The sequence below is a fragment of the Calothrix sp. CCY 0018 genome (assembly GCF_963920925.1).
Lineage (GTDB): Bacteria > Cyanobacteriota > Cyanobacteriia > Cyanobacteriales > Nostocaceae > Rivularia.
On sequence record NZ_CAWUDI010000038.1, the window covers coordinates 19,972 to 44,843 of the forward strand.

Here is a 24,872-nt window from a genome sequence, read left to right on the forward strand (position 1 = left end):
ATGACCGTATTAATACGTAAGCTCAAGTCGTTATCTCAATTAAAATTAAATGCGATCGCCAATTATGCAGGTAGCTTCTGGTCAAACTTGCTCAGTTTTTTGCTGGTTCCAGTTTACCTGCATTACTTGGGTGTGGAAGCTTATGGTTTAATAGGCGGATTTTATGCGGTGATTTCATTTATTGGGTTGCTCGATTTGGGTTTGAGCGCAACTATTAAACGGGAAGTTGCTTTACGTAAGGTGACTCCACAGAAGCTTCTAACCATACCAGATTTATTAAGAACAACAGAGATAATTTACTGGTGTACTGGTACGGTAATAGTTTTGTTGATGATATTAATTGCACAACCAATTAGTACTCGATGGATTAATGCAGAAAATATTGATTTAGCAACTGTTAAATGGGCAGTGATAATTTTAGGTTTAACTGTAGCTATTAGGTGGCCAGTTACAACATACAGGGGAACTTTAATTGCATTAGAAAAGCAAGTACAGTTGAATATTTTGGAGGTAATACTAAAAACTTTCAGAGAATTAGGAGCAGTTTTAATCCTGGTGATGGTTTCGCCAACAATTATCGCGTTTTTACTGTGGCAAGCATTCATTGCAGTTTTAGAAGTATTGTTAATGATGATTTTTGCTTGGCGCTATGTACCTAAAACCAAAAATAGAGCAAGTTTTAAGATAGAAATATTGCAAGAAATATGGCGGTTTGCAGCCGGGATAAGCTGGACAACGATAGTATCAATAATACTGGCACAAATAGATAAAATATTACTGACTAAATTCGTTTCTTTAGAGCAATTTGGCTATTATATGTTAGCCAGTACGTTAGCCCAGAAACTCTCTATCATACTTCAACCTTTTGTTGTTACTATTTCACCAAAAATAATAGCATTAGCGTCTCAACCCGACGAACAAAAGTTTATCAATTTCTTTCATAAAAGTAGTTTATTTATATCGCTATCTATAACACCCATAGCTTCTGCATTAATCTTCTTTGCACCGATAATTTTAGGATTATGGACTCAATCGCCGGAAGTGGCAGCACAAGCATCAAATATCTTAGCAATGTTAACCTTTGGCGCTATGTTAGATAGTCTTTATAATATTTCATATCAGATACAGCTTGCAATTGGAAAACCACAAATTGGGGCAATTTTTAACACTACTAGTGTCTTTTTGATAATACCAGCAATGTTATACATAGTTCCAGAATTGCAATTGTTCGGAGCGGCTTTAATTAAAACTGTTGTGAATATACTTTATTATTTAGTTCTTTCCAGAATTACCCATCGATATATTTTACATAAAGAACATCGACGCTGGTTGATACAAGATACCTTAATTCCTATATTAATGTGTTTTACAGTTTTCTTTATTATTTCGCAATTACAAATACTTTTGACAGGAAAATTATTTGCAATATTTTGTATTTTATCAGGAATAACAATAAGTTATGGCGTATTATTTATGTGGTATAAATACCAATTAAAAATCGGAAATACTTTGGCAAGCAACTAATATATTTTAGGAGTTAAATTACGCAATGAAAGTTCTATATTTTCAAGCTCATCCAGTTTATGGTGCAACTGAAAATTACATATATACTTTAGCCGAAAGATTAAATAAAGTTGATTTTGAGGTAGGAATTTTATACCCTGATGTTCGGGCACTTCAACCCTTTAGCAAACTAAATAATATTGAGCTTTTAGCAGTTGAATCTAACTATTTTGCAGGTAATTTGATTCGTAACGCTAACTCTATTGCCAAAGAAATTAGAAGATTTGCTCCTGATATTATACATATTAATGACCCTAGTCCTTTAGGAGTAATTGCAGCACGTCTTGCTGGTGTAAAGAAAGTAGTAATTACACATCATACCCCCGAATTAAATGCCCAATATAATTGGAAAGGTAAATTAGCAAAAAAATTAGCGTTTAAATTAACGGATTACTTTGTTTTTACTTCAGACTACGACAAAGAAATAGGAAGCAAGTTAGATAATATTTCTCTTGCAAAATCTAAAGTAATTGCTTATGGACTTGATACTAATAAGTTTTCGCAGACTCAACAACAAATAAATATTATCCGAGAGAACATTAGAGAAAAATTACAGATTCCCCAAAACCATATTGTCATAGCTAGTGCAGGAAGATTAGAAGCTCAAAAAGCGCAATTAGATTTAATTCAAGCTGCAAATATTATCTGTTCTAAGCACGATAATGTTACTTTTGTTCTGGTTGGGGAAGGAAGTTTAAGAACTCAGTTAGAAACTCAAATTGAAAATCAAGGTTTATTAGGAAAATTTTTATTACCTGGATTTGTGAACAATATTGAAGAGTTTTTATGTGCTGTTGATATATTTACTATGTCTTCGCTATTTGAAGGCTTATGTTACGCTGTCGTGGAAGCTGCTGCAATGAGTGTTCCAGTTGTAGCTACGGCTGTTGGAGGTATGCGTTATTCTATCGCAGATGGAGAAACGGGTTTTTTAGTTGAGCCTAAAAACCCTGAAAAATTAGCAGAAAAGATAAATTTTTTACTTGATAATCCCGATATTGCTCAACAGATGGGAGAAAGAGGTAAAACAAGGTTTATGAAACTATTTACCTTAGAGCAGATGATTTCTGAAACTGAAGCACTATATTGTCGATTGCTACAAAAGAATTTGAAAAATTTTGAAAAGCTTGCAATCAATCTTTAACCACTGAAACATAGATAAAAATCCACATATGTTACACAAGAAAGTTACCGTTATTATCCCAACCTACAATCGAGCGCATTTAATTAAAGATGCAGTAGAAAGCGTTCTCAATCAAACTTATAAAAATTTTGAATTGATTGTTATTGATGATGGTTCAACAGACAATACTAGAGAAGTATTAGCCGTTTATAAAGATAAAATAACCTATATCTATCAAGATAATCAAGGACGAAGTAGCGCTCGCAATCATGGTATTAAATTAGCTCAAAGTGAGTATATTGCTTTTTTAGATTCGGATGATGTTTGGTTTCCAGATAAACTTGAACGTCAGGTTCCTATTTTAGAATCTGCACCACCAGATGTTGTATTAGTGCATGGTTATAAATGTATAGTAGATAAAAATCTTCAATCAGTATCTGGGTGGGAATCAAAGCTTCGTAAATTGTATACTTTAGCAGAAAGAGGAGAAGAAACTTATGAAAATTATTTATATTTCAACTGTATTTTTACTTCTAGCATTTTAGTTCGTAAAACAACAATCATAGAGATTGATGGTTATGATGCTTCAATAGGAAGTTTAGAAGATTTTGATTTATATTTACGTTTACTTTTGAAGGGGTATAATTTTACTTTTATTTCCGAACCTGCATTAATAAAATATCGTTGGCACAAAGACAATACTGATGAAAGGAGTTCTAATTTTGGTTATTTACAAGTATATGAAAAACATCTTCACGAATGTCTAAAACTTGGTGATTATATGAGGATTGCTAAAGCTAAAAAACTACTATACCAAGGTTTGGCAAAAGCTCACTATCGTTTGGGATACTATGATAAAAGTCGATTTTATTGGCAAAAGGCTTTTATTAAAGATTGGGAAACAGCTTTCACTACAAGTTTTTGGAAGCAGTATTTCGGTAGTTTCATCCGTCAGACAATTTTAAATTTTAACAACGGATGCACTTATTTTGGAATTTAATATATAGACATATTTTATATTTTATGGTTTTTGCTAGTTAACCCTAAATAGAAGAACATATGATTTTAAGTAACCATTATCTTTATAGAATACATCAAGCTTTTTCGCGACTAGTATTTCAATTAATCAAAAAGCAAATTTGGACAAGATTTGCTTTGAGAAAAAATAATGAAATTCCAGACAGCTTAACTTTCACAAAAACCATAGAAGGCTATCCACTGAAGGTATTCAATAAAGGTTTTCTCTCATCACAAATTTATTGGATTGGTTGTTTTGAGCCTAACTTGTACAATCAACTTCATCAACTCGTTTCACCTGGCGACTTATTTATTGATGCGGGAGCTAATTTAGGCTACTTTAGTGTAACTATCGGAAATTTATTAAAATCGGAGCATCAACAAGGTAAGATACTTGCTTTTGAACCTTGTACTTCTACATTTGAGATTTTGAAAGAAAATATTGATGCTAATAATTTACAACAGATTGTAGAATTATTTCCCATCGGCTTAGGAAGTGAATCAGAAACAAAAACATTACATTTATCTAATTTCAATGAGCTTAATACTTTTTGCAAACCTCATTTTATTGAATCTTCCACAGAAGAGGTAAAAATAAAGCCATTAGATAGTTTTTATGAATATTTCACCCAGGAATACAAAAAATGCATTATTAAAATCGACGTGGAGGGATTTGAAAAACAATTACTTCAAGGTGCAGATAAATTTTTAAGTGATATTCGTACCCGACATATTATTGTAGAATGCTTTACCGACTTAGATGAGATAAAAGAAATCCTCAATAATTATGGTTTTAAAATATCTACTCCTCCTATAGAAAGAGCAACGTATCTAGCTTCAAAATTCTAGAATAGTATTCGGGGTGGTTAAACAAGTACCTGTCACCAAGCTACTTATTTACTCGCTGTTTCCCAAAGTACAGCAACAGATTTAGAACGAGAATTCCAAATTAGCTCTCAAAAAATTAGCGTTACCTGTATAAGTGTTAATTTTTTGAATTAAGATAAGACTTCAATTTTGCCCCTACTTGTTGTATATGAGGTTCTTCCATGACACTAACATGATTTCCAGGAACTAAGTCGATTTGAATTTTACCATTTACTGCTTTACTCCAACCATATTTAGGAAAAAAGAAAGATAGGTAATTATTACTTTTAGCAAACAAGAGAATAATATTACCTGGGTAAGGTTGTTGTAAAGAATATTTTTTGACACTTTTTAAACCTTTTTGCTGTAGCAAAGTATTATTTATGCCGCTTGTATTTAAATCAGGTTCTTGTTGATTTTCATTTTGTTTTGATTTTAATAAACTGCGAATAAGTATTTTTTTGACGAATTTAAAAATATAAATTAGCTGCTGAGTACGATTAAGTTGTGCTAAGTTGTTTCTATGCCCATCAATAAGTACATTGATTCTGACAACATAGCGATGAATCCGGTTTAAACCGCTCCTTTCAACTAAGACTAAATCTACTTGCTCACCTTGCACTCTTATTTGTTGAGCTATCTCAAAAGCAATCAAACCTCCCATACAGTATCCTGCCAATTTATAAGGACCATTCGGCTGTATCGCACGTATTTCCTCTACATAACGAATAGCATAATCTGTGATGTGTGTATCTGGATTTTCGAGTTTAAAGTAACCGCAGTCAAGAGCAATAAGCGGTTGGGAAGTACCTATATATTTGCCAAGAAGATTTAATTTGTAGTTCAAATGAGGTGTACACCAAAAAAGAGGTGAGACATCACCGTTGAGAGGAGTTATTTCAACTACTGAAGATGCATTCAATTTTTCTTGTTGAAGACAAGTTGCTAATTGCTTAATTGTCGAATTTTGGAATAAAGTAGATATAGGCAGCTTCTTACCTAATTGCTTTTCGATTTGCGCTACCAAACGTACTGCTAAAAGTGAGTTTCCTCCTAATTCAAAGAAATTGTCATTGATTGAAACGGGATTAATGCCCAAAACTTTTTCCCAAATGTTTGCTATCTCGCGTTCCTTCTGGTTTTGGGGACTGCAATAGACTAGTTTTGGTTGAAGACTAGTTTCTGAAACTGCTGGAAGCGAACGGCGATCTATTTTACCATTTGGTGTTAAAGGTAGAGTCTCTAACGTTACAAATAGGTTCGGTATCATGTATTCGGGCAATTTCTGTGCAAGGAACTGTCGCAGTTCATCGCTGTTAACTTTGCTTTGTTGCTGTTGTACTATGTAGGCAACTAATATCTGTCGGGATAAATATTCGGGAGCAACTACTGCTGCTGAGATAACGCTTTTATGCTGTGCTAAAACTGTTTCAATTTCTCCTAATTCTATACGGATACCGCGCATTTTGACTTGATTGTCGATACGACCAAGAAATTCAATATTGCCATCAGCAAGATACCGAACAAGGTCTCCGGTTTTGTAAAGTCGGGTATCATCTTGGCTAAAAGGGTGAGGAATAAATTTCTCCTGCGTCAATTGAGGACGGTTAAGGTATCCCCTTGCTAAACCATCACCACCAATGTATAGTTCTCCTGGAACACCAATAGGAACTGGTTGTTTATAAGCATCTAAAATATAAATTTGAATATTGTTTATCGGACGACCAATAGGCACGTTCGAGAGTTTAGTATTTAATTGACATTGCCAAAAAGTCACTTCAATAGCGACTTCTGTCGGACCGTAAAGGTTATATAATTTGCAACCTAACTTTTGAAAAAATTTCGTTTGCAGGTCTAAAGGCAAAGCTTCACCGCTACAAAATACATATTTTAAGGATGAGCAACATTCTACACCTTCAGTTTCTAAAAACATTCCTAGCATCGAAGGAACAAAGTGCAGCGCTGTAATTTTTTTATGATTAATTGTATCAATTAAGTAGCAATTATCGTAATGTCCTTCTGGTTTTGCAACTACTAAAGAAGCTCCAACAATTAAAGGAATAAAAAATTCCCATACCGAGACATCGAAGCTAAACGGAGTTTTTTGCATCACAACGTCTTGCTGCGTAAAGTTGTAAGCATCTCGCATCCATAGTAAGCGATTGCAGATACCACGATGGGTATTCATTGCTCCTTTGGGTTTACCAGTAGAACCGGAAGTATAAATTACATATGCAAGGTTTTCTAAATTTATTTGTAAATCAAGATTGCGATCGCTATTTTGAGCAATTTTTTCCCAATCGGTATCCAATGCAATAGTATGGACGGGATGCATTGGTAAATTTTCAATTAAAGAATCTTGGGTTAACAACACCGATACTTGAGAATCCTCAAGCATATAAGTAATCCTCTCTTGGGGATAGTTCGGGTCAATTGGTACATAAGCACCACCTACCTTGAGAATCCCTAAAAGTCCAACTACCATTTCAATGGAACGTTCAAGACAAATTGCTACCAATCCTTCTGGTTTTACACCAAGTTTTTGCAAATAGTGAGCTAGCTGATTGGAGGAAGCATTCAGTTGTTGATAAGTCACCTGCTGTTTTCCGAAAACTACAGCGATTGCTTCGGGTGTGCGTTTTACTTGTTGCTCAAATAGCTGATGAATACATATATAATCGGGGTAGTTTGTTTTGGTATTATTCCATTCCACTAGTAACTGATGCTGTTCTTTTTGAGTTAATAGTGGTAATTTTGAAATCGATTGATATGGGTTAGCAATTATGCCATCAAGTAAAATCTGAAAATGCTCGACCATTCGGGAAATTGTTGCAGCATCAAACAAATCGGTATTATATTCTAATCTACCAGTAATTCCTTGTGCTGTTTCTTGAAGTTCTAAGGTAAGGTCGAGTTGTGCTGTTGCTGTATGAATGGATAAAGGAGTTAGAGTTAATTCGGGTAGATTTAATAATGCACTTTTGGGAGCGTTATGCAAAATAAACATCACCTGAAAAGGTAACTTATTCGTGTATCGTTCGATTTGCAGTTCTTCGATCAGTTTATCAAAGGGTAAGTGTCGATGAGTGTAAGCCTCTATTGCTGTCTTTTTAACTCTTTGCAGTAAAGACTTAAAAGAAGGATTACCATTCAAGTTTGTCCGCAAAATTAGATTATTCGCAAAACAACCGATTATTTGTTCAGTTTCTACTCGATCGCGTTCAGAAATAGGGGTAATAATAAGAATATCTTCTTGGTTGCTATAGCAATAAAGCAAAGTTTTAAATGCCGCTAACAGAGTCATGAAGATGGTGACTCCTTCGCTTTTACTTAGATTTTTAAGTTCCTCAGTCAAGCTTTTAGATATTGTCAAACTAAGGTTAGCACCTCTAAAGGTTTGAACTGCTGGACGCACATAGTCTGTAGGCAATTGCAGTAACGGTAATTCACCTTTTAGTTGTTGCTTCCAGTAATCGAGTTGAGATTGTAAAAATTCACCTTGCAGGTAATTACGCTGCCAAACCGCAAAGTCAGCATATTGAATTGGCAGCAGTTGCAGTATGAAGGGTTGTTTAGTCGAGAATGCTTCGTAAAATGCGGTAAACTCCTGCCAAAACAATCCTATTGACCAATCGTCTGATATTATATGGTGATTGACAAGTAACAGTAGATATTTTGCTGGTTCTAATTGTAATAAAGTAACTCTTAATAGTGGACCTTGTTCGAGGTCAAAAGGACGTTGAATTTCTTCATCGATAAATCGCTTTGAAGAGTCGATGTCTAATGCAATTTGCTCAACTACAATTTTGTGTGAGCCAATAATTTGTACAAGTTGACCGTTTAGAAGTCTAATTGTGCTGCGTAAAAGCGCGTGACGTTCTACAATCGCATTGATTGCTTGCTTTACAAATTCTACGTTGAGGTTTCCCTGAATTTGCATTGCATTCGCAACGTTGTAAACAGGACTATCTGGAGCTAATTGTGACAAAAACCAAAGATATTGCTGTGCCCCCGAAAGTGGTAAAGGGCGATCGCGATTTTGAGGAATAATTTGTTTACAAGCTTCCTTTATATTTTTTGCTGCAAGGTTGAGTATCTGGGACAAATTAATTATAGTTGGTGCAGCAAAGAAGTCATGAACAGACACCTCAACTTGGAACATAGTTTCCATTCTAGCTATCACTTGACTAGCTCTTAAAGAATCACCTCCCTTTTCAAAGAAATTGTCATAAATTCCTACCGTTTCAATTCCAAGTACTTCAATCCAAATTGCTACCAAGGTTTTCTCTATTTCATTCCTTGGTTTAACATAAGCTACTTTCAATTGAGACGCTAATTTCTCAGCTAAACCAATGCGCTGTAATTTACCCGTGGCACCTTTGGGAATTTCATCGACAAACACTACCTGTGTTGGTAATTTAAAATCAGCCAATCGAGAAAAGGCAAATTCGTAAATTTCTTTTTCAGTAACGGTTTCATTCTTCTGCAATACTACAGCAGCAGCAACATCCTCACCTAAAGTCGGATGCGGTACCGCAAAGGTAACTGCTTGTTGCACCGCAGGGTGATTAAGTAATACTTCATCTACTTCACGAGGAGAAATTTTCTCTCCTCCACGGTTAATTATTTCTTTTATTCTTCCTTTTATATATAGATAACCATCGCCATCAAAATAACCATTATCTCCTGTACGAAACCAACCGTTAGTAAACGCGCTGACGTTGGCTTGAGGATTCTCATAACCAGAAGTGACATTCGCACCTTGAATAACTATCTCACCAACCGCACCCGGTTCGAGTAAGTTACCCAATTCGTCCATAATCGCAATTTCTATTCCTGTGGGTACTCCAACAGAACCAGGTTTACGAACTGCGGGTGGTAATGGATTGCTAGCCATTTGATGGGATGCTTCAGTCATTCCATAAGCTTCAATTACCGGAGCATTGAAAATTTCTTCTAGTGCGATCGCAACTTGTGGTGGTAAAGCAGCAGAAGACGAACGAATCAAGCGAATCGAACAATTATTAATGTCCCATGACGCATTAGCTTCAGCTAAAATAGCTTGATGGATTGTGGGAACAGCACTATACCAAGTAGGTTTAAATTCTAACAACCACTCAAAAAACTTTGTCCCATCAAATCCTGGAGTACAAACAACACTTCCCCCCGAAAACAGCGATGATAGTAATGTACCGATGAGTCCATGAATATGGAACAATGGCATCACATTTAAGCAGCAATCATCCTCGGACAGTTTTAGCGCTATCTGAATATTATTCGCTGAGGTACAGAGATTTGCGTGAGTTAAAGGTACAATTTTAGGACGTGCAGTTGTTCCAGAAGTATGCAGTACTAAAGCTATATCATCAGCACAAGCAAAACCGCTAAAGATATTATCCTTGTTCGCTCCTGGGAAAGTAAAAATTCCCGCTTCTGCATCTAAAATTGGTGATAGTTCAAGAATGGGAATTCCTCGTGCTTGAGCTACTGCGATCGCTTCTGAATTTATCCCCGACTGAACTATTAGCGCTTTAGCTTGTAAATCTGATAAATAAAAGTCAAACTCCACCGCACGATAGTTTGGATTTAAGGGAGCGCAGGTACAAAATGATGCTACGGCTAAAAAAGCAACTGCCATCTCTGAACCATTAGGCAACGCGATCGCTACTCGCGAGTTACGTCCCAAACCCATCGCCTGAAGATGGGCACCAACATCCTCTATGCAACTGTACAAGCTACCATAAGTCAGAGCTTTGCGGTTGGGTGTTGCAATACAAATAGCAGATGGATTTTTCTCTGCTTGCCTTTTAATCAGATTGGCAATTGATAAATTTAGCACGCGGATTTACTTGCCTCTTTTCTCAAATCAAAAAGTTATCCATATAATAATAGCGGCAGTTATTTAGTAATGTCACTTCTCGATCAAAATTGATTGGTGACGGAGGCTACTCAGTTCGTCCAAGAGATGTTACTATACTGGTCGATATTTACACTAATGGCTGACTGAATTGAAATAAAATATCTATCGAAGCTATCGCCTAAAAGAGCAGCATAGTTTGATCGGATAGGGCTGCAAGAGAAATATAAGTTTTTAAGGATTCTAGAGATTTGATTTCAACTGTTGCTCGCAGTTAGCATTTTCTCGTTCAGTAAGTTTCCGCCATCATCTAAACCTATAGCTATATTATTTATTATGGTTAACTCAACTTCAATATTTAAAGCTGGAACAAAATTATCAGGTATATTCCCACAAAGGATTTGTAATTCTCTCCGCTTTCGAGTTTTAGCTCAGATAAATGCTACGGGAAAAATACTCTTAGAAGTTCATCCTGGAGTTTTTCTGAAACTCGATTTAAGCGATTGGCTACATAGGCTTTATTATTTAGGTTTTGTCGAGCAGAATACATTTAAAATCATCAAAAAGCTGCTTCCAGTTGATGGAGTTTTTGTAGATATTGGCGCTAATATTGGCATATACTCATGCATTATGGCTAATCATGTGGGTGCAAAAGGTTCTGTTATAGCCTTTGAACCTATGCCAGAAAACTTAGAACCACTCTATAACAATATTGCATTAAATCAACTCAAAAATGTAGAAGTAAATGAATTAGCTCTTTCTAATCGCCAAGAAAACTTTAATTTATATGTCCCTTCTGCTCATCAACAAGGAGCAACTGGTTGTACGCAAGTTTGGAATCCTGGTGATTGGGTAAGTGTTGGTACTACTGAGGCAACAACTTTAGATATTGCTTTTCAAAAACAACGTTTAGATTTTATCAAAATTGATACTCAGGGACACGAATTAGAAATTTTGCAGGGTGCCTTTTCAACAATTGAACGTTTTCAACCTTTGATACTTTGTGAGGTATTTGAGGAAAATCGGACGAAGGTATTTGATTTAATTAAAAGCTGGAATTATGCTATTTATAAGGAAACTCCTAATGGTTTTCTTAGTACTTCTCTACCATCCGAGGGCTGGGTTGATGTTTTCTTGATTCCTCAAGACAAAGTTGAAAAAGTAATGACAGTTTTATCAACAGGTAAAACGTATGAGTGATAGTTTTCCACATATTTGTATAGATGCTACCTGCATTGTCACCGATACCAAAGGTGGATCTGTATATGCTGTTTCTTTATTAACGGCTTTACAAAAATTATCGCTTAAAGCGCGTTTTACAGTTTTGATGCGTACTGAAGTTATTAACCGAATTAAAGTTGATAATCCGAATTGGAAAATTAAGGCAGTTACAGTCAAATCTACTATATGGTGGCATCTACTAAATTTACCAGGTATATTAAGCAGGTTAAAACCAGACTTATTATTTGTTTTAGGGGAAACACCCGCCGCTTTTGTGCCAGTTCCCTACATCCTGACTATCCACGAATTACCCCATCTTTATCGCAAACTGGTTGGAATTACGAATAAAACTTTGCATCACCGTCTGAGTCACCGACTTACTGAAATTTTTCTACCAAGTGTATGTCGTCAAGCAACTCATTTACTTGCTGTTTCCCAAAGTACAGCAACAGATTTAGAACGAGAATTTCAAATTAGCTCTCAAAAAGTTAGCGTAATCTATGAAGGTGCGGATATTAGATTTTTCCAAGCAGATTCTCTAACTATTTCTAGTTGGTTTAAAAGTATACCACGTCCTTATTTACTGACATTTGCAACTGGCGATCGCCGTGAAGTACCCCAACAAGTTGTACGTGCTTTTGGTAAATGTAATTCCCAGATTCCCCATCATCTAGTCATTGCAGGGAATTGTTCGGAGTTGCAAAAATCGAATCTGGTAAAAACAGCAGGTGAACTGGGTTGTTTGGATAAATTACACTTTTGTGGATATGTCCCCGATAACGATTTACCCGTTCTTTATCGCAACGCAGATATCTATATTGAGATGTCCCGCTATGAAGGTTTCGGATTGCAAGTATGCGAAGCAATGGCTGCGGGAACTGCGGTAATTGCAACGGAAGTGGCTTCTTTACCGGAAGTTGTTGGTGATGGAGGTTATTTAGTTCAGTTAGGAGATATTACTGCACTTGCACAAAAAATGTTATTTCTATTGAAAAATCCTACAGAATTACAAAAATTGAGTAAGTTAGCAAAGCAGCAAGCAGTTAACTTTACTTGGGAAAAATGTGCTAAGGAAACTTGGAATGTAATTGATAAATTTATTTCTATAAGAATCACGAATAATGCAACTTTCTGATATTAAATAAATTTAAAAATCTGATTTATGAGTGCAAATCCTAAAATACTATACCCTATCATTGACGGACAAGTTACGGGTGGTAATATCGTTTGTCTGCATCTAATCGAAGCAGCATTAAATCAAGGTTGGGATGTTTTAGTTAATTCACCTTCCGAAGGAAGATTTTGCGACATTCTGCGAGAAAAGGGAGTTAAAGTTTATCACTTAGATACAACTCGCTCTTTTAATTGGTTATCAGCTATGAAAATGGCACAGTTAATCAAAAAAGAACGAGTTTCTCTGGTTCACGCTCATGCTCCTTTTGCTGGTTCAATTATTTCTTCTTTAGCTGGTAAATTAGCTGGTGTACCTGTAATTATTCACGCTCATTTACAAGATGCTCTGAGCAGTAATTTTTTTATTAGAAGCTATCAAAATATAATGAATTACTGGACAAGTAGAAAATATTGCAATGCGATTATTGCTGTTTCTCATCAGGTAAAAGATGCATTAATTACAGAAGGTTTTGACTCCCATAAATTTCATGTTGTACACAACGGTACTCCGGTTAACGATCGGGAAATTGACTCGAATATTCGTAACGAGTTAAATATTCCTAAAGATATCCCGGTTGTAATTCATATCGGTAGACTTTGTAAAAGTAAAGGACAACATCTTTTACTTAAAGCTGCTGCAAATTTACATCAATTGGGACAAGAAGCTGTATATTTGATTGTTGGTAAAGATTTAGAACAAGATGGGGCTTATTTAAACTATTTGAAAGATATGGCTTGCGAATTAGAAATTGAGAAATCAGTTCATTTTTTAGGTCATCGTGCTGATATTCCTCAATTATTAGTCTCTTCCGATTTATTAGTTTTACCTTCTTATACTGAGGGTTTACCTTTAGTTATTTTAGAAGCAATGGCAGCAGGTTTACCAGCTGTTGCAACTCCTGTAGGAGGAATTCCAGAAATTGTTATTCATCAAGAAACGGGTTTATTAGTACCTGTTGAAGATGTTGAAGCTTTAGGGGATGCAATGCTTAAGTTGCTGCAAAATCCTCTTCTTATGCAGGAGATGGGGAGTAAAGGATTAAATATGATAAATAAAGATTTTTCTTTAGAAAAGATGTGTTGGGAAGTTTTTGATATTTATGAGAAAGTAGGGTGTGTTGTCGCGGAGCGCAACGCACCATTTTCAACAATAATTTAAAATGGTGCGTTAGCTGACTTCTTGCACCATTGTCGTTAAGCCCGCATTTCCGCCTTGTAAGCCGGAGGCTTTCTCGCAGAGAAATCAATTTCAAGGCTAATATGCAAAGTACGTTAAAACGCACTAAAAGCTTTATTCAGTCGTCTTTAGACGACTTCGTTTATCAGCCTGGGAATTTATTCCAAGGCGCTTGTTGAGAATGGTGCAAAATGTGAGTTAGGTAACTTTATTATATTTTTCGTCACAATCCAAATTATCTGTCGCACTATAACACACGCTACAACTACAAAGTTTTTCCCCATTCCCTATGCCAAAAACCAAAGCCATCATCCTCACAGAAATTATTTCTCCTTACCGAATTCCACCTTTTAATTATTTAGCTCAAGATGAAGAAATTGATTTAACTGTCTTATTTTTCGCGGAAACTGAAAGCAGAAGAAGTTGGTTAGTTGAAAAGCAGAAAATACAGTTTGATTATCAAGTGCTGTGGGGTTTACAATTGGGTAAATCTTATCAAAGTGCGCCTATTTTTCTCAATCCCGATGTTATTCATCAATTGTGGAAGCAGCAACCTGATGTGATTATCTGCGGAGGATGGCATCATTTTAGTTATTGGTTGGCTTTTGTTTATGCACGGATGACGAAAACTCCTTTACTAATTTGGAGTGAAAGCACCCTCAAGGATGAGCGGGCTGTAAGTAATATTAAGCACAAGCTCAAAACTTGGATTGTCAATCAAGCTGATGGTTATATTATTCCGGGTAAAGCTCAGAAAGATTATTTAGTTGATTTAGGAGCAAAGCAAGGTAGGATTTACATTGCTCCTAATGCGGTAGATAGCGATTTCTTTACGAATGAAGCCCAGCGTTATCGTCAGCAGAAGACAATGTGGAAAGAAAAGCTAGGAATTGACGGATGTGTGATTCTTTATGTTGGTAGACTAATAGATGAAAAAGGTATTCCCGAATTGCTAGAGGCTTTCGCTCAACTTTCATCACACAAGCAGGTAACATTAGTTATTGTTGGTGATGGTTCGCGATCGCAAGATTATCATTTATATTGTCAGCAAAACCAACTCGATAATGTTGTCTTTACAGGATTTCAACCCCAAAGCACTTTACCGCAGTATTACGGGATAGCGGATATTTTTGTTTTCCCCACCCGTAGCGATCCTTGGGGGCTGGTATTGAATGAAGCGATGGCTGCTGGTTTACCTATTATCTGCTCCGATGCTGCTGGTGCTGCTCCTGATTTGGTTGTGAATGGGAAGAATGGCTATCTTGTACCAGTGGGGGATGTTAAAAAGTTAAGTGAGGCTTTACAAATATTGGTGGAAGATGAAAGTTTGAGGGAAAAGATGGGCTTGCATTCCCAAGAGATTATTGCTGATTATACTCCGCAAAAGATGGCGCAGGGGTTGAAAGAGGCGATTCAGACAGTCTCAAACGCACAAAATCCAATGCTGAGTTAGCGATGGCAAAAACGTTATCGCTTTGCACAGATTCAAGTGTAATTGATTGAAGTTGGTTGGTATCGGCGTTGTAGTGGTATAAACCATAGCCATAATCTTGCAGCAAATTTACAATATCTTGTTTGCGATAACCATGATTCACCCCATTTAATAATTCTAATATCCAAACATGGGGACGCTGCTGTTGTAAAAGATATTTTGCTCCTTTGAGAGCTAATATTTCTGCACCTTCAATATCCATTTTGGCTAAAGTTAGATGGTTAAGATTTTCATTTTGCAGTTCTGTATCAAGAGTTGAGCTTGCAATCTGTAATGATTCTGCTGTGGTATTTGTTGTATTTGTTGTGATAAATGCTGTTGAGTCCGATTTTGTATTATTACTAATAGTGACACTACCAACAGAATCCGCAATTGCTATCGAGTACGGTTTTACCTGAGTCAAGTTATTAAGGTTGATATTTTCCTCTAAGCGTCGATAATTTGTTGGTAATGCTTCAAAGCTAAAAATAGAACCCGATTTAATTTTCGATGCAGCTAATAACGTGTAGATACCGATATTGGCACCAATATCTAAAAATGAATCTTCTTCTCTTAAATATCGCAATACAAAATTCATTTCATGATAATCATAAATCCCGCAATATATCGCAGCAGAAGCAGATTGGCTATCGGGATAACAGCGTAATTTTAGATTCTGTAAAAGTTGAATATCTAGATAACGATGAGTGATTCGTTTATATAATTGCCAGCCAAAAAATTTAGATAATGATAAGAATTGTTTTTGTCTGTTATTAGGATGAACAATAATGTATCGGATGATTTTATTGATTAGTAGGTTGTTTTCCATTTGTCATTGTTAAATTTCGGTTCCCATACCTTTCAAGTTATTGCAATAGAATTCAATAGATACGCCGCTGACTTTAGAGACGATTAAATCATCTAAACCATCAAAGGAAACGTAAAATTTAGAACAAGCTAAAAGTTCACCTGCTGCCATAGTTCGACTCCTGAATTATATATAAAAATTTGATTGGAAGCGTGGAAAGTGTGGGGATAAACTGCTTTAGTTAAGAAAAGTCAGCATAACCCGGCGCACCAAATCCGTCAATAGTGGGAGTATTCGTAAACGTTATATTTGTCTCTTGATTAATTTTGCCGTGCTTCCGTAACAAAGGCTTTTCGTAGGGAATCCGATTATCAACCTTTTGTGCGTTTTCTGCTTCGGGTTGATTAGATTTCTTAAATTCTTCAGCTTCATTATCGCAACCAATCAACAATTCTTCTGCTACTAGCTCTTGTGCAATCAAAGTTACATCACCACTTAAAGTCGGTTCATCTACGAGATAAACTTGTAGTAACTGCTGTATTGACGCTTCTACGTTTTCCAAACTTGTTAATAGCTGCCATATTCGACTTGCTACAGAATTTAAGCTGTAATAAGATTCTGATTCCATATCTAACATAACTATCTCGCCGGTAAGTTCTTGTGCGATAATATTTTCTGGGATAGTTAACTTTTGGTTAAGAATAGAAGTTGTTTGATTCATAATTTTAGGTAATAGAGAATAGCGAGTAATAAGTTAGCAATTAATTTGTTTTTGTTTGTTTTAGGACTTACGCAAAGCCCCCCAAATTAGCGGGGGGTTGGGGGGATCTAAACGTTTGGAATGCCTAACCTACTGTTGCGGTTGCGTAAATCCTATGTTTATTTGTTTGTAACTAAATCCCCAGAACACACATTAAAAAAGGATTCTGGTGAAACCGATACATCCCGCTCTGTTACTAACAAACTCAAAATCATTACAAATTCCGATAAACTAGCCGGTAATGTTCCAAAATTATTTGTGGGAAGCCCATTGCCAAGAAAAGCAACTAGAGTACCGATAAACAACCACGGTAATTTACCTCTTGAACGAATCAAGATTCCAATACCGATAAGCACCATAAAAAAGGAGACTGCAATCGTAACAACTGGCAAAACATCTGGAGAATAATAGCGGGTAATTCCTGCAAAATATTTCGGCTCAAATGTCGAACCTACATACCTACGAATTACATCTAAAACACCAAGAGAAATAGCTAATATCCAAGATAAACGCTTTGTTACGGTTGTAGCCCAAACTGCTCCGGCGCGATTGGCTAAATCAACTCCGACAACAATCAGTAAAGGTAGAAAAAGATAGTGAATTAAAAAGCGTATCTTGTTTAAATATAATAATAAATCTCCAGGTTCTAGTAAGCTTCCAGCAAACAGAACAATGTTATCATAAGCAGTACACACCAAAACAATTAGTGATAAAATAATCGCGAGATTATTAGATTTGCGCCACAAGCTAATTGACAAACCAATTAGTACTAATTCGGCAATGGCTAATAATAAATGTAATTGAGGATAAATTAGAGGAATTTGCATTTTTTAGTAATTATAAAGAGTTTACTTTAAATTTCCGAAATAAGCAGATTAATTACCTATCAATGATTGCTCTTCATTTTGTTTAGCCAAAGCTTCAGCGTAAACTAACCAAGTAAAAATTGCCACCCCAGCTTCTGTGCCGCCAAGGTCATGTAAGATATGAAATAGGGCATTATAAGTAACGTTATCCTGCCCAAATTTCTCAAGTAAAAAGACAAAACTCAGATTAACACCTACAGAGAACAAGGGAAAAAGCAAAATTTTCCAAGTTTTCAGTAACTTATAACCTCGGTAGGTCAGAACGCCAAAAACTAAAGTAAGAAGAATATATATTGGGGTTTTATAGCTTGTGTTACTCTCATGAACATAACCTAAGTAATATAAAATAGATATACCAAGCAAGCTAACAGCAAAAAACACATTCACCAAGTTTGTGAGTGCTGTTGTTTTCTTAACTAATCCGTCAGCCCATAACGCAAATGCTGAAATTAGAAAGAAATAGAACATGAAATTTAACATCGTAAACCCGTTTTCGTAATACCAGCATTGGGTTACGTGCCAACCAATTTCCGCAGCAATTGCAACCATTATAAAAGATAGTCCCAATTGGGAAGCAAAAATGGCTTTTGATGACCATTTTAAAATAATCAGACTTTTATAAAAAACCCTCATTGCTAAAGGAATGAGAGCAAATGTCAGAATATGAGTAGCAATAAGTCCAAACTTCCAGCCACCAGAAATACAAGTTTGGGAAGAAGTAGAAGATATATTAATTAAACCAGGTAGTTTTGCAAGAATATAAGCAAAACCAGAGAGCGCAATAATAAAGCAAGCTGCAACGACTATTAAATTTGGAGTGAATATCCTATCCTTTAAACTAGTCTCTGAGTCTTTCGCTTCTATGTTGCGTTGTTCGAGAATTTGCATTTGATTCGTTTTATATGTTTAACGTTGAGCTTTAATATTTAATTCAAATCTTGAAAATCAGAACTGTATTCCAAGCACAGATTTAGGGTTGAAGTAACTTGAAGAGAAAATAACCCAACTGAACTTGGAATAACAGCGTACATCATTAAATGATGCTTTTGGTTTATGATGCCAAATTAACTTTTTAAATCTACGCTCAATATGACCTTAGAGTTAGGATCAAAACCACTACCCATTGCCATGTAGCTTGTCTCTCCTGGTTCTAAAACAGCAGGTCCACCACATGATTGAATCAAGTCAGTACCATCTTTTACTTTTAAGCCAGAACAGCCAAATTCGCGTTTTCCGTTTGGTCCAGTGATGACAATTGCGTCTATAGTTCCAGTCTCGTTAGCAGGTTCTAAAGCAACCACGGCAGAACGGATTGTTTCTTGATGATTGATGTGTTGAACTGGGTTAACCTTAAAACTTCCTCCTTGAATGGGAATACTTTTCAAAACACCCATGTTTGCATCAGCCATTGCAGCTGGAGCGAACAACCCAAGTATTAATACTGCACAAATAGCCAAAATCTTTACAGAACTCATGAGCTTCTTAAGTGTACTCATATCAGACTCCAAAAATTAATTTACTACTGTGATGTTAACAACTGTATGCCATGAAACAACATCCGTAAAAACTCGTATATTAGATAAACACTTCAATATTGTTGCATCTTGCACCCCGAACTCAACAACCGCCTTGGAATAAATTCCCAGGCTCATAAACAAAGTCTGATAAATCAGACTGAGCAAGGCTTTTAGTGCGTTTTAACGTACTTTGTATATTAGCCTTGAAATTGATTTTAAGGCGGGTATTTGGGCTTAACGACAATGGTGCAAGAAATTAATAAATATACATAAATTATCAAAAAATTTTTGACGATACTTTTTTTATCATGCAAAATATGAAATGTTTGATTTCCCCAATTCCCCATTCCCTATATTCTTAAAAATTATGAACTCAACAACCTCTATTCTTAACCAAAAACTATCCATCTCAGTAAATGCTCTTTCCCAAGAAGTTAACGGGGAAATAGTTATATTACATTTCGAGTCGGAATCTTACTACACTGCATTATGCTGTAGGAACAAAGTTTTGGCAGTTGTTTACTGATTTAGACAGCGTGGAGATGGTAATACAGCAGTTACTTCAAATTTATCTAGTGGATGAAACTCCTTTGCATCATGATGTAACTAAGTTTGTTGAGGAATTAGTAGAAAAAGAGTTGTTGATTAGTTGTGATAGTGTCATAACCAAATCACAACATCAGCAATCAATCTCAAAAACCGAGGAACTAACTATGGCTGACGAAGCCAAAGAGAAAAACGAATCCCAAGAAGAAAACCAATCTGAAAAAGTGGATAATCGCCTTCCCTATTCGCCACCTACATTAAGGAAGCATGGCAAAATCAATAATGCAACGAATACTGTATTTGTTCCGGGAAATTTCGATGCTTTTGACCCATTTATCCTTGCCGATTTTAGCTAATTACAGGTTTACTTTGCGAAGCACCTAAATCGAGTAATTAGGAAACAGTTAATAGGGTGCGTAACGGCTACGATAAATGACTAATCATAACGAAAATTGTCAATTTTGCCGTCACGCACCATTTTCAGAAAGCTTTATAAGCTAATAGCGAGCAAATGATTATATGCAAATTAAATAATCCCTTGACTCCAGAGAAAATATCCCAATCCCGCTAAACCCATCACAGATAAAACAGCTATCAAAATCAGCTTTATGTTCAAAGCTTTTTTAGGTAACTTATCTACCACTTTGATTGTCTTGAGAGGGAATTTATCTAACAATTCCGAAGCTTTGACTGACTCTTTGATAACTAAATCCAATCCAGACCAAATATATTCATGATTGTAAGCATTTTCTCCATGCTTCACACCACCAAACTTCTTAAACAAAGCATCGCTGAAATAAGTAGTATCAGTCACCGCTTGATTGTGAAATGCCGATAAATTCTCTTGTTTATCCGACAGTGAGAAATATATTTTCTTGTCGGCAGAAGCTATATAGTCAAAGTTGGATTTTTTGCGACAGAATCCAGGTTTATCCCAAGCTGCGGGTTTAACTAATTTATCATTATCACCATGCAAAATTGCTACAGGAACATCGATATCAAGTCCAGTTTTTTTAATATCAATTGCTCGCCGAATTAAACGAGAATTCAATAGTTGTAAAACCAAAGTAACTGTTTTAGGAATACCTGAAATTGTATTTGGTGCGGGGTCAGCAACGAGAATTTGTTGCGGATAAAATTTCTTGTTTAATTGAGTATTATCTTGTTTAAGATAGGAAATCCAGCTTAATGCTAGTAAACCTCCCAGAGAATGACCAAAAAGATAAAAATCTGTTTCTGCTTCGGCTAATTGTGAATCATTTTGACATAGCATCTCCCATGCATTGTCTGTAGTTTTAATTGCATTATCAATCCATGTTGATGGACTTTGAAACAAACTATATCTAACAGTCCGAATAAGTTTGATTAAATGCTTTCCATATCTATGGTCAACAAAATAATAAGTTACCGATATCAGCCCAATAATTAGAGAAATTGCTAGAAATAACCTGACTTTGAATGCTGCAACAATAATCTTTCTTAAAACCGATCTTAGCCTTCCTTTAGAAATATGCTTAGATGTATCTCGAATAAATTTGATAACTTCGGACCAATTTACTAATTCTGTTTGCTTCTTATCCGATATATTTTCGTCACTATCTGGGTTGTCTGGGTAGTTACTTTTTTGAAATCCAGGAAATAATACATAATAACCTTTTTCTACGAGTTCTTCTAAATGTTGTTCGTAGAATTTTGGCATACATAAAGCAAAGCCATGCATATAAATTACAGCTTTGGTTTTTCCTTTTTCGTCACGATATGGATGGTTTGGAACGTATACCTGAATAAAGTTACTATTAATATGGCTACCCGATTGATATACTTTGTAATTCGGCTTTTCTTCGCATTCCCATCCTCTATTTTTTAATAAATCATCCTGTTGGGGAATATCTATTTTGAGAGGCATAGATTTGACCATGATTTTATTCTCCTTTTAAATGCAATTATGGAATTTATTGAAACAAGATATTTTGATGCGATATGAGTTGATATTAGGACTTACGCAAAAGTAACCTGATTTTGTCATTACGAGCGGCAGCGAAGTAATCGCTAAAATGGCTGAGATTGCTTCCCTGCACTACGTTTCGGTCGCAATGACAATTGTGGTTTGCGTAAGTCCTGGAGTTGATATTAGAACTTACGCAAAGCCCCACTTTTTAAGGGGGGTTGGGGGGATCTCAGAGTTGGGAATGCCTACTTTTTGGTTGCGGTTGCGTAAGTCCTGGATATATCTAGAATGCTGTTTCAATTAATCGTTACTTTTTGAAGTTAAATCATGACTATCTCATATCACCACAGTGGAAATGCTTGAAATCAGCATTCTCTGATTTAAGTAATAATACTGCACTTAGTTGTAAAAAAAAATGATTTAAACTTGATACAGGATACATCTGATATATTGTTTCATTGAAGCCGATCTAAATGTTTTCTGATGATTTCTCCATCCGCACTTGAACAGTAATATACTCACATGGAAAAACCCTTTAGGCTAGCCATGTCAAATGGACTAACGGCACCTGCGATTCGAGTTGAGTCGGACAAAGACTTATCCAACGCTATGGTGGAACTAGGTTTTGACAATCCGCGTCCCATCCTCGTAATTTTGGGTGGTGCGGCAAAGATGAGCGAAACCGATTTAAGCCGTTTGCGATCGCTATTTGTCAATGTGCTGGCTCCGCTAGTTGCAGAACTAGGAGCGTCTGTTGTAGATGGTGGTACTGATTTTGGGGTAATGCAGATGATTGGCCAAGCTCGTGCCCAGATATCGGCACAATTTGACTTAATCGGTGTAACTCCAGTGGGAAAAGTAGCTCTTCCCAATCAACCCATCCCAGAAGAAGTATCAGCATTGGAACCAAACCACAGTCATTTTGTGTTAATTCCTGGCTCTGACTGGGGTGATGAATCACCTTGGTTGGCTAATGTGGCTACCGCAATAGCCAAGGGAGCGCCATCAGTAGCAGTTTTAGTTAACGGTGGAGAAATTTCCAGGAAAGATGTATCGGAAAGCCATAAAGCGAATCGAACCGTGCTGGCTGTGCCTGGTAGTGGACGATTAGCTGATACACTGAGTGCTACGCTACGTGGGGAAAATACTGATGAGGGTGCGAAGGAATTAGTTGCTTCTGGCTTGGTGCAAATACTCGACTTCAAAGAGAGTTTTGATAGTCTGACTCATTTGATTAAATCATATTTGGGTTAAGGGGGAATCGGGGATTGGGCATCGGGCATTGGGCATCGGGCATGGGGCATTCTTGTTCCCAGTCTCAGGCTGGGAATATAGTTAAAAAACGTGTTGTTGTTCTAGATAATGCCCTCTCCCCCTTCCCGTCTCCCAAGCTTGGGAGAGGGGTGCCCGTAAGGGCGGGGTGAGGGAAAGTAGTATGAACAAAAACCGAGAAATTCTATCAAAGTCAACAGCTTAGGCAGAGCCTCTTAAAGTTCGTTCTCAGCCTGAGACTGGGAACCAGTTATTTTTTCATCTTTAAAGCAATCCAACCCATAGCTGCACATACACGTACAAAGCCGCAACCATAAACATTCTACCCAATGCCCAATGCCCAATCCCCCATTCCCTTTTCATTCAAAAACAATCTAGAAAACCAAAAGGAATTGAATATGTCTATATATGATAAAGCGAACAAGAAAAATCCACCCTATAAACTTTTAGCTCTTGATGGTGGTGGTATTCGAGGGATGATTTCTCTTGAGGTTTTGGCTGAAATTGAAGCGACTTTACGATCAAGTTTGGGTGCTGACAAGAATTTTGTCCTAGCCGATTACTTTGATTATGTTGCGGGTACGAGTACTGGTGCAATTATTGCAACTTGTATTTCCTGGGGTATGTCTGTAGCAGAAATTAAAAAGTTCTACCAAGAAAGTGGCGAGAAGATGTTTGATAAAGCATTTATTCTCAACATTACTCGCACGATGCGCTACAAGTATGGAGATGAAAATCTGGCAGCCCAACTCAAAGAAGTATTTGGAGAAGATACTACCTTCGGTAGCAAGGATTTGAAAACTCTGCTGATGGTGGTAATGCGTAATGTTAGCACAGATTCACCTTGGCCTCTTTCTAATAATCCCCATGCCAAGTACAACAATCCAGAACAGCCTGACTCTAACTTGAATCTTCCCCTTTGGCAATTAGTTAGAGCTAGTACAGCCGCTCCCACCTTCTTTCCACCAGAACAAGTTCAGTTGGGTAACAATAAGTTTATCTTTGTTGACGGTGCTATAACTCCCTATAATAATCCAGCTTTCCAACTGTTCCTGATGGCAACTCTTGAACCATACAACCTCAAGTGGCCCGCAGGTGAGGACAAAATGCTGTTGGTGTCGGTTGGTACTGGTACAACTCCTCATATCGATCCGGAATTAAAAGCCTCTCAAATGAACACTTTATACAATGCCCAGAATATTCCTGCCGCACTTATGCTTGCTAGTCAACACGAACAGGATTTTCTGTGTCGTATTTTCGGTAAGTGTTTATTAGGGGATGCAATTGATGGAGAGGTGGGCGATCTACTGGAAAGCAAAGGACCTCTAGATTCAAAGCTATTCACCTACTTACGCTACGATGTTGAACTCACTCGTAAGGGATTGGATAAATTAGGTGGATTGGAACATATAAATGTGGAGGATGTCCAGGAAATGGATTCAGTCAAACATATGCGTCAATTAACGGACATCGGAAGGGCGATCGCCAAAAAAGTAAAGCCGCAGCATTTTGAAAATTTTGTGGAGTCACCAGCTTCTTTAACTACAGTTGGTTAGTCAGATATTAAGTATTTTTACATACTTAAATTGTAGGGTGTGTAGTTTAAAAAAATTGAACTACTTCCTTCTCGCTTATGCGATTACCGAAATATTGTAGGTTGGGTTGAGGAACGTTAGGGTCGCGTGT

19 protein-coding genes are annotated in these 24,872 nt (G+C 36.5%); 11 read left to right on the forward strand and 8 right to left on the reverse strand.

Translation table 11 applies throughout. The annotated features are described in order from the left end of the window. The 4 genes from ACM03V_RS24510 to ACM03V_RS24525 are packed head-to-tail and all read left to right on the forward strand — an operon-like array spanning position 1 to position 4,552. Positions 1 to 1,524: a lipopolysaccharide biosynthesis protein gene (locus tag ACM03V_RS24510; RefSeq protein ID WP_414623412.1), complete on the forward strand. Its 1,524-nt coding sequence runs from the start codon at positions 1 to 3 to the stop codon at positions 1,522 to 1,524. Positions 1,525 to 1,549: 25 nt separating this feature from the next. Then, positions 1,550 to 2,707 carry a glycosyltransferase family 4 protein gene (locus tag ACM03V_RS24515; RefSeq protein WP_414623413.1) on the forward strand — a complete coding sequence of 386 codons (1,158 nt, stop codon included), beginning with the start codon at positions 1,550 to 1,552 and terminating at the stop codon, positions 2,705 to 2,707. A 28-nt stretch (positions 2,708 to 2,735) separates the two neighbouring features. Further along, the gene (locus ACM03V_RS24520; protein ID WP_414623414.1) at positions 2,736 to 3,686 is read left to right on the forward strand and encodes a glycosyltransferase family 2 protein; all 951 of its coding nucleotides are present in this window, start codon (positions 2,736 to 2,738) and stop codon (positions 3,684 to 3,686) included. A gap of 59 nt (positions 3,687 to 3,745) precedes the next feature. Continuing rightward, positions 3,746 to 4,552 carry an FkbM family methyltransferase gene (locus ACM03V_RS24525; RefSeq protein WP_414623415.1) on the forward strand — a complete coding sequence of 269 codons (807 nt, stop codon included), beginning with the start codon at positions 3,746 to 3,748 and terminating at the stop codon, positions 4,550 to 4,552. Between the two features lie 136 nt (positions 4,553 to 4,688). On the opposite strand, the gene ACM03V_RS24530 is transcribed toward ACM03V_RS24525, so the two are convergent. After that, positions 4,689 to 10,409, reverse strand: coding sequence for an amino acid adenylation domain-containing protein (locus ACM03V_RS24530; protein WP_414623416.1), 5,721 nt, complete (start codon positions 10,407 to 10,409; stop codon positions 4,689 to 4,691). A gap of 354 nt (positions 10,410 to 10,763) precedes the next feature. Here ACM03V_RS24530 and ACM03V_RS24535 point away from each other — a divergent pair, with 354 nt between their 5' ends. The 4 genes from ACM03V_RS24535 (at position 10,764) to ACM03V_RS24550 (ending at position 15,451) form a co-directional block, all read left to right on the forward strand. Further along, positions 10,764 to 11,627 (forward strand): FkbM family methyltransferase, encoded by an 864-nt coding sequence (locus tag ACM03V_RS24535; protein ID WP_414623417.1) that lies wholly within the window; start codon positions 10,764 to 10,766, stop codon positions 11,625 to 11,627. Further along, positions 11,620 to 12,783: a glycosyltransferase family 4 protein gene (locus ACM03V_RS24540; protein ID WP_414623418.1), complete on the forward strand. Its 1,164-nt coding sequence runs from the start codon at positions 11,620 to 11,622 to the stop codon at positions 12,781 to 12,783. Before ACM03V_RS24535 ends, ACM03V_RS24540 begins: the two co-directional genes overlap by 8 nt. Positions 12,784 to 12,810: 27 nt before the next feature. Next, a complete protein-coding gene (locus ACM03V_RS24545; RefSeq protein ID WP_414623419.1) occupies positions 12,811 to 13,980 on the forward strand; it encodes a glycosyltransferase family 4 protein in 1,170 nt (389 codons plus the stop codon). 307 nt (positions 13,981 to 14,287) lie between these two features. Next, complete coding sequence (locus tag ACM03V_RS24550) at positions 14,288 to 15,451, forward strand: glycosyltransferase family 4 protein (RefSeq protein WP_414623420.1); 1,164 nt, start codon at positions 14,288 to 14,290, stop codon at positions 15,449 to 15,451. On the opposite strand, the gene ACM03V_RS24555 is transcribed toward ACM03V_RS24550, so the two are convergent. The 6 genes from ACM03V_RS24555 to ACM03V_RS24580 all read right to left on the reverse strand — a co-directional run bounded on the left by ACM03V_RS24555 (position 15,360) and on the right by ACM03V_RS24580 (position 19,378). Next, positions 15,360 to 16,298 carry an FkbM family methyltransferase gene (locus tag ACM03V_RS24555; protein ID WP_414623421.1) on the reverse strand — a complete coding sequence of 313 codons (939 nt, stop codon included), beginning with the start codon at positions 16,296 to 16,298 and terminating at the stop codon, positions 15,360 to 15,362. The two genes, ACM03V_RS24550 and ACM03V_RS24555, sit on opposite strands and share 92 nt — an antisense overlap. Before the next feature lie 9 nt (positions 16,299 to 16,307). After that, positions 16,308 to 16,448 (reverse strand): hypothetical protein, encoded by a 141-nt coding sequence (locus ACM03V_RS24560; RefSeq protein WP_414623422.1) that lies wholly within the window; start codon positions 16,446 to 16,448, stop codon positions 16,308 to 16,310. 70 nt (positions 16,449 to 16,518) lie between these two features. Further along, positions 16,519 to 16,998 (reverse strand): PqqD family protein, encoded by a 480-nt coding sequence (locus ACM03V_RS24565; RefSeq protein ID WP_414623423.1) that lies wholly within the window; start codon positions 16,996 to 16,998, stop codon positions 16,519 to 16,521. Positions 16,999 to 17,156: 158 nt separating this feature from the next. Then, positions 17,157 to 17,864 carry a hypothetical protein gene (locus ACM03V_RS24570; RefSeq protein WP_414623424.1) on the reverse strand — a complete coding sequence of 236 codons (708 nt, stop codon included), beginning with the start codon at positions 17,862 to 17,864 and terminating at the stop codon, positions 17,157 to 17,159. Between the two features lie 48 nt (positions 17,865 to 17,912). Continuing rightward, the gene (locus tag ACM03V_RS24575) at positions 17,913 to 18,791 is read right to left on the reverse strand and encodes a hypothetical protein (protein ID WP_414623425.1); all 879 of its coding nucleotides are present in this window, start codon (positions 18,789 to 18,791) and stop codon (positions 17,913 to 17,915) included. A 176-nt stretch (positions 18,792 to 18,967) separates the two neighbouring features. Next, positions 18,968 to 19,378: a hypothetical protein gene (locus ACM03V_RS24580; protein WP_414623426.1), complete on the reverse strand. Its 411-nt coding sequence runs from the start codon at positions 19,376 to 19,378 to the stop codon at positions 18,968 to 18,970. Between the two features lie 524 nt (positions 19,379 to 19,902). Between ACM03V_RS24580 and ACM03V_RS24585 the strand changes: the two genes are divergently transcribed. Continuing rightward, positions 19,903 to 20,322 (forward strand): PqqD family protein, encoded by a 420-nt coding sequence (locus ACM03V_RS24585; protein WP_414623459.1) that lies wholly within the window; start codon positions 19,903 to 19,905, stop codon positions 20,320 to 20,322. 170 nt (positions 20,323 to 20,492) lie between these two features. Here the strand turns inward: ACM03V_RS24585 and ACM03V_RS24590 are convergent, their stop codons facing one another. Then, entirely contained in the window at positions 20,493 to 21,884 is a 1,392-nt protein-coding gene (locus tag ACM03V_RS24590) for a hypothetical protein (protein WP_414623427.1), read from the reverse strand. 576 nt (positions 21,885 to 22,460) lie between these two features. Between ACM03V_RS24590 and ACM03V_RS24595 the strand changes: the two genes are divergently transcribed. Further along, positions 22,461 to 23,168 carry a hypothetical protein gene (locus tag ACM03V_RS24595; RefSeq protein WP_414623428.1) on the forward strand — a complete coding sequence of 236 codons (708 nt, stop codon included), beginning with the start codon at positions 22,461 to 22,463 and terminating at the stop codon, positions 23,166 to 23,168. 416 nt (positions 23,169 to 23,584) lie between these two features. Further along, positions 23,585 to 24,742, forward strand: coding sequence for a patatin-like phospholipase family protein (locus tag ACM03V_RS24600; RefSeq protein ID WP_414623429.1), 1,158 nt, complete (start codon positions 23,585 to 23,587; stop codon positions 24,740 to 24,742). The last annotated feature ends 130 nt before the right edge of the window (positions 24,743 to 24,872 follow it).

Excerpts from the sequence above, each read along its gene's own strand:
- ACM03V_RS24525 (WP_414623415.1), top strand. The coding sequence starts at position 3,746 with ATGATTTTAAGTAACCATTATCTTTATAGAATACATCAAGCTTTTTCG.
- ACM03V_RS24535 (WP_414623417.1), top strand. The coding sequence starts at position 10,764 with ATGGTTAACTCAACTTCAATATTTAAAGCTGGAACAAAATTATCAGGT.
- ACM03V_RS24565 (WP_414623423.1), bottom strand. The coding sequence starts at position 16,998 with ATGAATCAAACAACTTCTATTCTTAACCAAAAGTTAACTATCCCAGAA.
- ACM03V_RS24570 (WP_414623424.1), bottom strand. The coding sequence starts at position 17,864 with ATGCAAATTCCTCTAATTTATCCTCAATTACATTTATTATTAGCCATT.
- ACM03V_RS24520 (WP_414623414.1), top strand. The coding sequence starts at position 2,736 with ATGTTACACAAGAAAGTTACCGTTATTATCCCAACCTACAATCGAGCG.
- ACM03V_RS24580 (WP_414623426.1), bottom strand. The coding sequence starts at position 19,378 with ATGAGTTCTGTAAAGATTTTGGCTATTTGTGCAGTATTAATACTTGGG.
- ACM03V_RS24590 (WP_414623427.1), bottom strand. The coding sequence starts at position 21,884 with ATGGTCAAATCTATGCCTCTCAAAATAGATATTCCCCAACAGGATGAT.
- ACM03V_RS24595 (WP_414623428.1), top strand. The coding sequence starts at position 22,461 with ATGTCAAATGGACTAACGGCACCTGCGATTCGAGTTGAGTCGGACAAA.
- ACM03V_RS24600 (WP_414623429.1), top strand. The coding sequence starts at position 23,585 with ATGTCTATATATGATAAAGCGAACAAGAAAAATCCACCCTATAAACTT.
- ACM03V_RS24515 (WP_414623413.1), top strand. The coding sequence starts at position 1,550 with ATGAAAGTTCTATATTTTCAAGCTCATCCAGTTTATGGTGCAACTGAA.
- ACM03V_RS24540 (WP_414623418.1), top strand. The coding sequence starts at position 11,620 with ATGAGTGATAGTTTTCCACATATTTGTATAGATGCTACCTGCATTGTC.
- ACM03V_RS24555 (WP_414623421.1), bottom strand. The coding sequence starts at position 16,298 with ATGGAAAACAACCTACTAATCAATAAAATCATCCGATACATTATTGTT.
- ACM03V_RS24550 (WP_414623420.1), top strand. The coding sequence starts at position 14,288 with ATGCCAAAAACCAAAGCCATCATCCTCACAGAAATTATTTCTCCTTAC.
- ACM03V_RS24575 (WP_414623425.1), bottom strand. The coding sequence starts at position 18,791 with ATGCAAATTCTCGAACAACGCAACATAGAAGCGAAAGACTCAGAGACT.
- ACM03V_RS24545 (WP_414623419.1), top strand. The coding sequence starts at position 12,811 with ATGAGTGCAAATCCTAAAATACTATACCCTATCATTGACGGACAAGTT.
- ACM03V_RS24560 (WP_414623422.1), bottom strand. The coding sequence starts at position 16,448 with ATGGCAGCAGGTGAACTTTTAGCTTGTTCTAAATTTTACGTTTCCTTT.
- ACM03V_RS24510 (WP_414623412.1), top strand. The coding sequence starts at position 1 with ATGACCGTATTAATACGTAAGCTCAAGTCGTTATCTCAATTAAAATTA.